Annotated in this window: 10 protein-coding genes; 5 read left to right on the top strand and 5 right to left on the bottom strand. The window is 69.1% G+C overall.

What is annotated here, in order from left to right:
• Window position 1: 1 nt before the first annotated feature.
• The 3 genes from OG205_RS04390 to OG205_RS04380 are packed head-to-tail and all read right to left on the bottom strand — an operon-like array spanning window position 2 to window position 3,939.
• Window positions 2-1,612, bottom strand: coding sequence for a glycerol-3-phosphate dehydrogenase/oxidase (locus OG205_RS04390; RefSeq protein ID WP_442916738.1), 1,611 nt, complete (start codon window positions 1,610-1,612; stop codon window positions 2-4).
• 25 nt (window positions 1,613-1,637) lie between these two features.
• Window positions 1,638-3,155, bottom strand: a complete 1,518-nt coding sequence (gene glpK, locus OG205_RS04385; protein WP_330274941.1) for a glycerol kinase GlpK — start codon at window positions 3,153-3,155, stop codon at window positions 1,638-1,640.
• A gap of 28 nt (window positions 3,156-3,183) precedes the next feature.
• On the bottom strand, window positions 3,184-3,939 hold the full coding sequence (locus tag OG205_RS04380; protein ID WP_330274940.1) for an MIP/aquaporin family protein: 756 nt from the start codon (window positions 3,937-3,939) through the stop codon (window positions 3,184-3,186).
• A 242-nt stretch (window positions 3,940-4,181) separates the two neighbouring features.
• Between OG205_RS04380 and OG205_RS04375 the strand changes: the two genes are divergently transcribed.
• Both OG205_RS04375 and glpK (OG205_RS04370) read left to right on the top strand, forming a co-directional pair.
• On the top strand, window positions 4,182-4,946 hold the full coding sequence (locus OG205_RS04375) for an IclR family transcriptional regulator (RefSeq protein ID WP_330274939.1): 765 nt from the start codon (window positions 4,182-4,184) through the stop codon (window positions 4,944-4,946).
• A 25-nt stretch (window positions 4,947-4,971) separates the two neighbouring features.
• Window positions 4,972-6,465: a glycerol kinase GlpK gene (gene glpK / locus OG205_RS04370; RefSeq protein ID WP_330278097.1), complete on the top strand. Its 1,494-nt coding sequence runs from the start codon at window positions 4,972-4,974 to the stop codon at window positions 6,463-6,465.
• On the opposite strand, the gene OG205_RS04365 is transcribed toward glpK (OG205_RS04370), so the two are convergent.
• On the bottom strand, window positions 6,462-7,838 hold the full coding sequence (locus tag OG205_RS04365) for an aminopeptidase P family protein (protein WP_330278096.1): 1,377 nt from the start codon (window positions 7,836-7,838) through the stop codon (window positions 6,462-6,464). The two genes, glpK (OG205_RS04370) and OG205_RS04365, sit on opposite strands and share 4 nt — an antisense overlap.
• Window positions 7,839-8,012: 174 nt before the next feature.
• Between OG205_RS04365 and OG205_RS04360 the strand changes: the two genes are divergently transcribed.
• From OG205_RS04360 to OG205_RS04350, 3 genes are read left to right on the top strand one after another with little or no spacing between them, the layout of a single operon-like run.
• Window positions 8,013-8,525: a hypothetical protein gene (locus OG205_RS04360; RefSeq protein ID WP_330274938.1), complete on the top strand. Its 513-nt coding sequence runs from the start codon at window positions 8,013-8,015 to the stop codon at window positions 8,523-8,525.
• A 3-nt stretch (window positions 8,526-8,528) separates the two neighbouring features.
• The gene (locus OG205_RS04355; RefSeq protein WP_330274937.1) at window positions 8,529-9,422 is read left to right on the top strand and encodes a hypothetical protein; all 894 of its coding nucleotides are present in this window, start codon (window positions 8,529-8,531) and stop codon (window positions 9,420-9,422) included.
• Window positions 9,423-9,443: 21 nt separating this feature from the next.
• Entirely contained in the window at window positions 9,444-10,388 is a 945-nt protein-coding gene (locus OG205_RS04350) for a LysR family transcriptional regulator (protein WP_330274936.1), read from the top strand.
• On the opposite strand, the gene OG205_RS04345 is transcribed toward OG205_RS04350, so the two are convergent.
• Window positions 10,372-11,709 (bottom strand): collagenase, encoded by a 1,338-nt coding sequence (locus tag OG205_RS04345; RefSeq protein ID WP_330274935.1) that lies wholly within the window; start codon window positions 11,707-11,709, stop codon window positions 10,372-10,374. The genes OG205_RS04350 and OG205_RS04345 overlap by 17 nt on opposite strands.
• Between the last annotated feature and the right edge of the window lie 101 nt (window positions 11,710-11,810).

Genomic DNA, 11,810 nt, shown 5'->3' with positions numbered 1-11,810 from the left:
CTCATCTCGCCGCCAACTCCGTGCTCGTCCGATAGGACTCCACAGCAGCAACACGTTCATCAGAAGACCAGCCCAGCGGACCGGCGATCAGATCCGCCACCTCGCCGGCGACCGAAGCACCGAAGTCCAGGTGCTCCATCGCGATCCGGGTCCGCCGCGCGAGAACGTCCTCCAGCCCCAACGCGCCCTCGTGCGTCACGGCGTACACGATCTCCGCCGCCAGGTACCCCGCCACCGGCGCCGCCAGCGAAGGATCCTGCGCGATCATCGCCAGCACGTCGGACACGGCCGAGCCGTACCGGCGCAGCAGACGCTCCACAGTGGACGTGGGCAGGCCGGACTCCGCAGCGACTCGAGCCCGGTCCGCCCACAGCTCTTGGAAACCGACGGCGCCGCACAACGGCAGCCGGGCGGTCAGAGAAGGCGCCACCGCACGCCCCAAACCAGAAACCGCGGCGTTCACGACGTCCGCGGCCATCACGCGGTAGGTCGTGTACTTGCCGCCCGCGATCACGAAGAACCCCGGCTCGGGCTCGGCGACGGCGTGCTCGCGGGAGAGCTTCGAGGTGTCGCTGGAAGCCCCGGCGAGCAACGGCCGCAGACCCGCATACGTGCCAACGACGTCGTCCACGGTCAGCGGAGACCGCAGCACGGCGTTGACGTGGTCCAAGATATAAGAGACGTCTTCGGAAGTAGCGACAACGTCTTCCGGTGAACCGGAGTACGGCGTGTCGGTGGTGCCGATGATCCAGTAGGCACCCCACGGGATCACGAACAGCACCGACTTCTCGGTCTGCGTGATCAGCCCGCCGTCCAGCTGGATCTTCGACCGTTCCACCAGCACGTGCACGCCCTTGGACATCCGCACGTGGAACGGCGGCGCGCCGGGCGACATCGAGTTCAGCGAGTCGGTCCACACACCGGTGGCGCTGATGACCCGGCGGGCTCGCACCACGTGCGTCACGCCGGACAGCTCATCGCGCACCGAAGCACCGGAGACCCGGCCGTCAACACGCAGAAGAGAAGTCACGCGAGCCCGCGACACCACCGTCGCACCGTGCTGGGCGGCCGTGCGGACCAGCGTCGACACCAGCCGGGCGTCGTCCATCTGCGCGTCGTAGTACCGGATGGCGCCCGCGAAGGCCGAAGAGTCGAGTGATGGCCCCAGAGCGGCCATCTTGCGGCGGGAGAGGTGCCGGTGCATCGGCACGGCTCCGGCGCCGCCGATCGAGTCGTACAACATCACGCCCGCGCCGACGTAGGCGCGTTCCCACTGCTTCTTCAACGGGAAGAGGAACGGCACCGGCCGCACCAGGTGCGGTGCGAGCCGGCGCAGCAGCAGGCCGCGTTCCTTCAGAGCTTCACGGACCAGCTTGAACTCCAGCTGCTCCAGGTATCGCAGCCCGCCGTGGACGAGCTTGCTGGACCGGCTCGACGTGCCCGCCGCCCAGTCGTCGGCCTCGACCAGCGCGACGGAGAGGCCGCGGGACGCCGCGTCGAGAGCGGCACCCGCGCCGACCACACCACCTCCGACGACGAGGACGTCGAACTCCGTGCTGCCCAACGTCTCCAGAGACCGAGCACGCCGAGCCGGATCCAGCCTTGCGAACAACTTCTTCAGCTCCTAAAGAAAGAAGTCAGCGAACGTCGGCGTCGACCCAGTCGAACGACTTGGTGACGGCCTTCTTCCAGTTGCGGTACTCGCGCTCGCGCTCGTCGGAGTCGAGTGCCGGCGTCCAGCGCTTGTCCTCGGCCCAGTTGGCGCGCAGCTCGTCGAGCCCCGACCAGTAGCCGACGGCCAGACCGGCGGCGTACGCGGCGCCGAGAGCGGTCGTCTCGGCGACGACGGGACGCACCACCGGCACGTCCAGAACGTCGGCCTGGAACTGCATCAGCAGTTCGTTGGCGACCATGCCGCCGTCGACCTTCAGCTCGGTCAGCGGCACACCGGAGTCGGCGTTCATCGCGTCCAGCACCTCGCGGGTCTGGAACGCCGTCGCCTCCAGCACGGCCCGCGCCAGGTGACCCTTGTTGACGAACCGGGTCAGACCGACGACCGCGCCACGCGCGTCCGCTCGCCAGTACGGCGCGAACAGACCGGAGAACGCCGGCACGAAGTACGCGCCACCGTTGTCGTCCACCGTCTTCGCCAGCGTCTCGATCTCCGCGGCGGAGCCGATGATGCCGAGGTTGTCGCGCAGCCACTGCACCAGCGAACCGGTGACGGCGATGGAGCCTTCCAGCGCGTAGACGGGAGCCTCGTCGCCGATCTTGTAGCAGACGGTCGTGAGCAGACCGTTCTTCGAGGCGACCTTCTCGGTACCGGTGTTGAGCAACATGAAGTTGCCGGTGCCGTAGGTGTTCTTCGCGGTGCCCGGCTCGTAGCAGACCTGGCCGAACGTCGCGGCCTGCTGGTCGCCGAGGATGCCCGCGATCGGCACGCCCTTCAGCACACCGCCGGGACCGCCGGTGCCGTAGACCTCCGAGGAGGAACGGATCTCCGGCAGCATGGACAGCGGAATGCCCATGTCGGAGGCGATCTCCGCGTCCCACTGCAGCGTGTCGAGGTCCATCAGCATGGTCCGCGACGCGTTGGTGACGTCCGTGGCGTGCACGCCACCGTTGGGGCCGCCGGTGAGGTTCCACAGCGTCCACGTGTCGGTGTTGCCGAACAGCAGGTCGCCGGCCTCGGCACGCTCACGGGCGCCCTCGACGTTGTCGAGGATCCAGCGGATCTTGGGGCCGGAGAAGTAGGTCGCCAGCGGCAGGCCGACCTTCGCCTTGTAGCGGTCGGCACCGCCGCCGAGAGCGCCGAGCTCCTCGACGATGGCCTGGGTGCGGGTGTCCTGCCAGACGATCGCGTTGTAGACCGGCTCGCCGGTGTTCTTGTCCCACACCACCGCGGTCTCGCGCTGGTTGGTGATGCCCACGGCGGCGAGGTCACCGGTGTTGAGGTCGGCGGTGGAGAGCGCCTGGCCGATCACGAACCGGGTGTTCTCGGAGATCTCCACCGGGTTGTGCTCGACCCAGCCGGCCCGCGGGAAGATCTGCTCGTGTTCCTTCTGGCCCACGGCGACGATGGAGCCGCTGTGGTCGAAGATGATCGCCCGCGTGCTGGTCGTGCCCTGGTCGACGGCGAGAACGTACTGCGACATCGAAGAAGTCCTTTCCGGATGGTCAGCGTCAGAACGCGAGCGAAGCGATCACACCGGCGAGCGCGCCACCGATGAGCGGGCCGACGACCGGCACCCAGGAGTAGCTCCAGTCGGAGTCCTTCTTGCCCACGGCCTCGCCGTCAGTGCCCTTGTAGGACAACGGAAGCAGCGCGTGTGCGATGCGCGGGCCGAGGTCGCGGGCCGGGTTGATCGCGTAGCCGGTGGGGCCACCGAGGGAGGCACCGATACCGACGACCAGCAGTGCGGCGGCCAGCGGGCCGATCTGGGTCGGCGTCTTGCCGAACGCGAGGATCACGAAGACCAGGACGAACGTGCCGATGATCTCGCACACGAGGTTCCAGGCGTAGCTGCGGATCGCCGGGCCGGTGGAGAAGACGGCGAGCTTGAGGCCCTCGTCGGGGGTCTCGTCGAAGTGCGGCTTGTAGGCGAGCCAGGCGAGCACGGCACCGAGGAACGCGCCGAGCATCTCGCCCGCGAAGTAGATGATCGTCGAGCCGAAGCTGACCGGAACACCAGGGGCGTACTCGGCCGCACCGCTGGTGAGAATGCCCACCGTCACCGCGGGGTTGAGGTGCGCGCCCGACTTGTAGGCGACGTACACACCGGCGAAGACACCGAGGCCCCAACCGAAGTTGATCAACAGCCAACCGCCGTCGAAACCCTTCGACTTGGCGAGCAGCACGTTGGCCACCACGCCCGCACCCAGCAACAGCAGGACGCCCGTACCGAGCACCTCGCTGAGGAACACTGACCCGAGACCCACGCTGGCCTCCCATTCGTCTTTGAACGGCTGATCACCACGTGGTGATTGAGGCGGAACGTATGACTGCCTGAACGCCTGTTCAACAGGTGCTGTTCGACAATGTCGACACCTGCGACCCCAAAAGGTGTGACCGACCGGTCACGCTGCGCGCAGACAAGGCGTTTCAGGCCCGTGTCCAGGCGTGATGCTCGCCCCAGCCGTTCGACATTGCCGACACGGGCCGTCTCAATTACGTTTCACGCGTGCCGGGACCCATCCAGTCGATCGAACGCGCCGCCGCCGTGCTGCGGCTGCTCGCGCGTGGCTCCGGCCATCACGGTCTCACGGAGATAGCCGACTCGCTCGGTCTCGCGCGGGGCACCGCGCACGGGATTCTCCGTACGCTGCAACGGGTCGAGTTCGTCGAACAGGATCAGGCGACGGGCCGCTACCGGCTCGGCGCCGCCCTCCTGCACCTGGGAACGTCCTACCTCGACGCGAACGAACTGCGTTCTCGATCGATCAACTGGGCCGACACGCTCGCGTCGCGCAGCAGCCAGGAGGTCAGGATCGGCATGCACCACGACGGTGCCGTGCTCGTCGTGCACCACGTGTTCCGGCCTGATGACTCTGTGCAAACACTCGGCATCGGCGCGATGCTGCCGTTGCACGCCACCGCGCTCGGCAAGGTGCTGCTGGCCTACGACCCGGATCTGTCGGCGGCCGCACGCCGACGGGAGCTGACGTCGTTGACGCGCAGGACGATCACGCGCACGCAGATGCTGGAGCGGGTGCTGACCGAGGTGCGCGGGCAGGGCTGGGCGGGCGAGGCCGAGGAGTACATGCCGGGTGAGGCGAGCATCGCCGCGCCCATCCGCATCCCCGGTGGCCTCGTGATCGGCGCGATCGGCATCTCCGGCGCGGCGGACCGGCTGTGCGACTCGGCGGGCCGTCCGCGTGCGACGCTGGTGCGTCAGGTCGTGCAGGCCGCGGAATCCGTCACCACTTCGCTTGTCGACGAGAACTGAGGGGCTCGCCGTGCAACGGTTCGTAATGGCGATCGACCAGGGGACGACGTCGACGCGCTGCATCGTGTTCGACCAGAACGCCCGCCTCGTCGCTGTCAGCCAGCGCGAGCACCGCCAGTACCACCCGCGGCCCGGCTGGGTCGAGCAGGACGCTGTGGAGATCTGGCGCAACGTCGACCGGATCGTGCCGCAGGCGTTGCGGCAGGCGGGGATCACCGCCGACCAGGTCGTCGCGATGGGCATCACGAACCAGCGTGAGACGTTCGTGCTGTGGGACCGGCACACCGGTGTCCCGATCGGACGCGCGATCGTCTGGGAGGACATCCGGACCGAGGAACTCGTCACCGAACTCGGGAAGAAGCCGGGCCTCGAGGAGGTCCGCGACCGGTGCGGCCTGCCGCTGGCGACCTACTTCTCGGCGCCGTCGCTGCGGTGGATGCTCGACAACGTGGCCGGGCTGCGCGAGAAGGCCGAGCGCGGCGACGTCCTGTTCGGCACCATGGACACCTGGCTCATCTGGAACCTCACCGGCGGCGTCAACGGCGGCCTGCACGTCACGGACGTCACCAACGCGTCGCGGACGATGCTGATGAACCTCTCGACGCGGCAATGGGATCCGATGCTGCTGGAGTTCTTCGGCGTGCCGCCGCAGATCCTGCCGGAGATCCGTCCGTCGACGGAGATCAGCGGTGTCACGACGCGCGTGGTGCCGGGCATCAAGATCGCGGCGGCACTGGGCGACCAGCACGCGGCGCTGTTCGGGCAGACCTGTTTCGAGAAGGGCTCGATCAAGGGCACGTACGGCACCGGCGGATTCCTGTTGATGAACACGGGAAGCGAGCTGGTGCGCTCGAAGCACGGGCTGCTGACGACCATCGGCTACCAGATCGGCGGTGAGCCGGCGTACGCGCTGGAGGGCTCGATCGCCGTCGCCGGGTCGCTGGTGCAGTGGTTCCGCGACAACCTCGGGCTGATCCACTCCGCGCCGGAGATCGAGACGCTGGCGCGCACGGTGAAGGACAACGGCGGCTGCTACATCGTGCCGGCGTTCTCCGGGTTGTTCGCGCCGCACTGGCTCTCGCAGGCGCGCGGGCTCGTCGTCGGGCTGACGTCGTACATCAACAAGGGGCACCTGGCGCGGGCCGTGCTGGAGGCGACCGGCTGGCAGACGCGGGAGGTCGTCGACGCGATGAACGCCGACCTGGGCGTGCCGACGCCGGTGCTGAAGGTGGACGGCGGGATGACCGCCGACCACCTGCTCATGCAGTTCATCTCGGACGTGCTGGACATCCCCGTGCAACGGCCGCTGGTCGCCGAGACGGTGTCGCTCGGTGCGGCCTACGCCGCCGGCCTGGCCGCCGGGTACTGGCCGGACCTGGAGGGGCTGCGCCGCAACTGGCATCTGGCCGCGCGGTGGAACCCGGCGATGGACGCCCGGCACCGCGAGAACGAGTACGCGAACTGGAAGCGGGCCGTGGAACTCACGTTCGCCTGGGCCCGCTCCACTCCGTCCAATTAGGAACGCTGCTTGCGCACCCACGCGGCGACGTCGTCCGCGTCGATCGGCAGCGAGTCCGACAGGACGTCCGCGCCGGTCGACGTGACGACCAGGTCGTCCTCGATGCGCACGCCGATGCCGCGCAGCTCCGGCGGCAGCGTCTCGTCGTTGGGGTGGAAGTACAGGCCGGGCTCGACGGTCAGCGCCATGCCGCGTTCCAGGATGCCCTGCTGGTAGGTCTCCTGGCGGGCGTCGGCGCAGTCGTGCACGTCGAGGCCGAGGAAGTGGCCGGTGCCGCAGACGATGTAGCGCCTGTGGTGCTGCCCGGACGGGTCGAGCGCCTTGTCGACGCTGACGGGCAGCAGGCCCCAGTCGTGCAGGCCCTCGGCGAGCACGCGCATGGCGGTGTGGTGGAAAGCGCTGTAGTCGTTGCCCGGCCGCACTTCCGCGAGCGCGGCGACGTGTGACTTCAGCACGAGGTCGTACACCTTGCGCTGCGGCTCGCTGAACTCGCCGCTCACCGGGAACGTGCGGGTGACGTCGGCGGTGTAGAGGGAGTTCATCTCGACACCGGCGTCGAGCAGCAGCAGGTCGGAGTCGTTCACGCGGCCGTCGCAGCGCGTCCAGTGCAGCACCGGGGCGTGCGCGCCGGCGGCGACGATCGAGGTGTAGCCGGGGCCCTTGCCCTCGGTGCGCGCACGACGGTCGAACGTGCCCTGCAGCCAGCGCTCTCCCCCGCCGCGCACGGCCTGGCCGAGCTCCATGGCGACGTCGGCGAAGCCCTTGACGCTGGCGTCGACGGCCTGGCGGAGCTGGTCGATCTCCCAGTCGTCCTTGATCCGGCGCAGCTCGGAGACCACGGTCCGCAGCTCGTCGCTGTGCGAGCCGGTCAGCGCGTCCAGCACCGGGTCGACGCCCTTGGCGACGAGCGTCTCGGGGTGGCGGCCGCGCAGGGCGTTCGCGAGGTCCTCGATCGGGCGGGCGGTGATGCCGAGCGCGGCACCCCACTCCTTCGGGCCGGCGGCGGCGCCGATCCAGAACGGACTGCGGTCGGCGTCGCCGAAGAAGTCGACGCTGTGGGTCTCCGACGGGACCGGCACGAACAGCGTGGCGTCGTCGTCGGTCAGCACCAGCACGGCGCCCTCGACCTGGCAGCCGGTCAGCCACACGAAGTCGCTGTCGGCGCGGAACTCGTGGAACGTGTCGTTGGACCGCACGTGCGCACGCCCGGCGGCCAGCGCGATCCGCTTGCCGGGCAGCGCCGCGGTGAGCCTGGCGCGGTGGGCCGCCGCCGCCTCCGCCGTGCCGTCCGGGAGGTCGACGGAGCTGTCCCACTCGCCCCAGCCGTCGCGGATGTACGTGCGGAAACCGTCCGCGTCCACCAGTTTCGCCATGTCGCGGCGTGTCCGAGCCAATTCGAGTCCTTCCAGGGTTGTCCTTACCTTCCACCCTTGCCTGAGCCGGAGCTGTCTCGCCAATCCCAGTTGGCCATAGCTTCAGGCTATGGAAGACGGCCGGTGTATCCGCCGGTCCGCGGCAGGCCTCCATTTGTAAAGGAGGCATTCGCCATGAACCGCCGAACCGTCATCTGTCTCCTGGCCGCCGCCACGCTCACCGCCTGCGGCCAGCCGCCATCACCCGGCACCGCCCAACCGGTGCCGAACACCGAGGTCACGGCCACGTCGACCACCGAGGCCACCACCAGCGCCGTTCCGCCCGCGCGCACGACGACCCAGCCACCGAAACCTCCGCCACCGCCGCCTCGCACCACGACGACGAAGCCACCCCCACCGCCGCCAAAACCCCCGGACCGCTGGGTGCTCACCTCCGAACTGCGCGGATCCATCGAGCAGCAGGACGAGATTCCGTTCAAGTTGTCCTGGACCAACATCTCGGGCCAGCTCACGGAAGCCTGTCCCGGCAAGAAGCTGTGCGTCGGCTACACCCTGGTGGTCGACGGGTCCACCGGCCTCGAGGGCGACTGCAAGGTCGTCGACAAGGGCATCAAGGTGCCCGTCCCCCTGCACGAGGGCGGCAAGATCACCTTCAGGATCACCAACAACCTGTGCTCCGAGGGCTGACCCGTGCGCCCGGCTCCCGCCAGGCCGAAGGACGAGGCGCCGTCGAAGGGGTTGCGGGTCTTCGGTTCCCTGCTCGCGCCGACCACCTTGCTGACCGCGCTGCTGTTCTACTTCGGCACCCGGCACGCGACGTTCTTCTGCGACTGGTTCGGCGTGCACTACTCCGTGCTCGGCCTGACCGCGCCGGACTACCTGATCCGCAGCTCGGACGGCATGTTCGTGCCGCTGACGGTGCTGGCGGCCGGCGGGCTCGCGACGTTGTGGGGCTACCGCTTCTTGCACTCGGCACTGGCTCCGAGGACGTGGCGCGCCCTGACCCGGCGCGCCGTTCCGGTGCTGGTGTCGCTTGGTCTCGTGTTCCTGCTGCTCGGGCTCACCGGCCTGGTGTTGCCCCGGCTGCTCTACGCCGTGCCCGGTCTTCCCGGGGTGTGCGTGGCGGTGGGCGTGATCCTGTTCCCGGCGGCGGAGCACCTGCAGACGACGCTGTCCGGCAAGCGCGCCGCCGGCGTCGTGCCGGTGATCCAGTGGACGTTCACGTTCGTGCTCGCGAGCATCGGCCTGTTCTGGGCGGTCAACGACTACTCGGCGGCCGTCGGGGCGACCAGGGGCTACGAGTACCAGACCAGGCTCGGCACCCTGCCCCAGACGGTCGTGTTCAGCACCAAGGACATCGGGATCCGCGGGCCGGGCGTCACCACGACCGCGTGCTCCACCGCGGACTCGGTGTACAGGTTCCGCTACGACGGGCTGGTCATGGTCCTGCAGTCGACCGGCCAGAGCCTCCTGCTGCCGAAGGAGTGGAACCAGCGCGACGGAGTGGCCCTCGTGCTGCCCCGCTCCGGGGACACGCGCCTGGAGTTCTCGCGGCCGGAAGCCCAGCGCGACCGTTCCTGCTGATCGCGCGTATAGCCTGGCCCTATGGAACTGGAGATCCGGCACCTGAGGGCGATCTGCGCCATCGGTGACGCGGGCAGTCTCTCCCGCGCGGCGACGCAGCTCGGCATCTCCCAGCCGTCGCTCACCACCCTGCTGCAACGGGTCGAGCGCATGGTCGGCGGCACGCTCTTCGACCGCGGCCGCTCCGGCGCCGTGCCCACCCCGCTGGGCGCGCAGATGCTGCAACGCGCCAGGTTGCTGCTGGTGGAGCTGGAGGCGTTCGGCTCGGACACGGCCGGTCGCGGCGGGCCCGTCCGGTTCGGATCGGTGCACATGGAGTGCGTGGCCGCCCTGTACTCGCGGCTGGAAGAGGTGCTGGACGACGTCACGCTGGTGGTCGATCCCTCGTCGACGGGCCTCGCACTGGCGCTGGCGAACGGGCACCTGGACGCGGCGGTGATCGCCGTCGACGAGGAGGGCGACCTGGGGTTGCCGCGCGGGGTGGCGCAACGGGTCGTCGTGCCGTGGGTGCCGGTGTACATCGCCGTTCCCGCAGGTCATCACCTTGCCGAACGCACCGAGGTGGAGCTTGCCGACCTGGCCGGCGAGGCGTGGATCGGGCCTCCGGGGGCCGAGGACGGGTCGCTGACGGCGTTGCGAGCGGCCTGCCGGGCGGCGGGGTTCGTGCCGCGGGTCCGGTTCGAGGTGCCGAGCGGTGCCGGACGTCAGCTGATCGCGGCGGGCAAGGCCGTGCAGCTGGTCGAGCCGACGTCGCAGGGTGGTCCCGGGGTGGCGGTGCGGCCGCTGGCGGGAGCGCCGATGCGGATGCGGGTGGTGTTCGCGTGGCGGCGGGAGCGGCTGACCTGGAGTCAGGCCAGCCGCGTGTTCGCCGAGGTGCTGGACGCCTACTCGGATCAGGCGCTCGCCAGTCCGGTGTTCCGGCCGTGGTGGGAGGAGCGCGGCACGGCTCTCACTTCAGCGAACTGAGCCAGCCGTACCAGTCGGAGTCGTAGCGGTTGCCGATCACCCGCGTGAGGTGGTCGCGGGCACCCGCCCAGTCCCCCACGCGGTAGTCCGCCAGCACCGCCGTGACATCAGCCGGGTGCTTCTCCACGAGGTACCTGACCGCCAGATAACCCCAGTTGTAGACCCGCTTGGTGTCGTGGTCGTAGGTCGTGTCGAACAGCGTGCTCAACGCGTAGGTCTGCTTCTTGGCCTCGGCCAGCGCGTCGGTGTAGACCTCGGCGCGGTAGCTGTAGGAGAGGTATTCGGCGAAGCCCTCGATCCACCACACGGTCGGGGTGGTCACGTTCTCCTCGAAGTCGCCGTGCATGTCGAATCGGCCGTCGAGGTAGTGGGTGTACTCGTGGTTGAGGTTCCAGATCGCGAACGCCGGCAGCCAGTCGGCCTCGTGCGCGATGAACCGCGCCTGGTTCAGCGCCGGGTCGCCTTCTAGGTACATGCCGCCGTTGTTGGTGGAGATGTCGAACAGCACCCCGGCGTACGTCCGGTAGTCGTTGCTGGTGTTGAAGACGACGACCTCCAGTGCCGTGTTCTGGTCGCCGGCAACGGGTCCCGGATCGCGCACGACGCGGTGGAAGGCCGCGTCCTGGCCTGCGAGCGACGCGCAGGTCTGGCGGAGCTGCGTGCGCGTCAGCTGCTGGGCGCGGATCTTCAGCGTGGCACTGCAGGTGTGCCGGACGGTGAGCACGCGGCGGTCGATCTTCGCGCGGAAGTCGCAGGTGTTGTAGCGGCGGCAGTTCGGCTTGTCGTACCAGTCGGCCATCTCCGCGACGCCCACCCACAGCGGGGCGAGGCGGCCGACGACGTCCCCGCGTGACGCCATGTCCGCGAGCAACGGATGTACGCGTGGGGCGATGTCGTTGTGCTGCAAGAACCTGCCCAGTTCGCGGGTCGCGTTCTGGACCAGGTATTGGCGATCGGTGCCGAAAAGGTCCAGGTGCCCCAACACGAACCGGTGCAGCGCCCGCAACACCTCCGGGTCGGCCCGCACCGCCGTCAGGAACTCCGGGTAGCCGTGGCCGTAGTAGAGCAGGAGCATGCCGGCGTGCACGGCCGCGTCGTCCGCGCTGGTGTAGTTGTCGAGCACGCGGGTCAACGCACGCAGTTCGGCCGGATAGTCCGTCACGGCCGCGTAGATCGTCGATTCCGGCGCGGGATGAAGGACGTTCCTGGTGGTCTCGGGCGGGAGCAACGGGCTGTTCGGTGCGCCGGGTGCGGCGGCTTGAGCTGTGGCAGGGGCGAGCAGCCCGGCTAACAGCGCCAGGACAAGCGCGAGTGATCTCATTGGGTCCTCCGCAGGGTTCTGAGGTGTCCCAGAGCGTCACATCGCCCGTCGGCCCGCGATCATCCCTTCCGCACATAGCGCGCTGCTATGGGTTGTCCCCG

It is taken from the genome of Lentzea sp. NBC_00516, assembly GCF_036346835.1.
Classification (GTDB): Bacteria; Actinomycetota; Actinomycetes; order Mycobacteriales; family Pseudonocardiaceae; genus Lentzea; species Lentzea sokolovensis.
Note: the sequence above shows the minus strand (reverse complement) of the source record. Positions and strands in the feature narration are given on the sequence as shown.

Excerpts from the sequence above, each read along its gene's own strand:
- glpK (WP_330274941.1), bottom strand. The coding sequence starts at position 3,155 with ATGTCGCAGTACGTTCTCGCCGTCGACCAGGGCACGACCAGCACGCGG.
- glpK (WP_330278097.1), top strand. The coding sequence starts at position 4,972 with ATGGCGATCGACCAGGGGACGACGTCGACGCGCTGCATCGTGTTCGAC.
- OG205_RS04365 (WP_330278096.1), bottom strand. The coding sequence starts at position 7,838 with ATGGCGAAACTGGTGGACGCGGACGGTTTCCGCACGTACATCCGCGAC.
- OG205_RS04345 (WP_330274935.1), bottom strand. The coding sequence starts at position 11,709 with ATGAGATCACTCGCGCTTGTCCTGGCGCTGTTAGCCGGGCTGCTCGCC.
- OG205_RS04350 (WP_330274936.1), top strand. The coding sequence starts at position 9,444 with ATGGAACTGGAGATCCGGCACCTGAGGGCGATCTGCGCCATCGGTGAC.
- OG205_RS04360 (WP_330274938.1), top strand. The coding sequence starts at position 8,013 with ATGAACCGCCGAACCGTCATCTGTCTCCTGGCCGCCGCCACGCTCACC.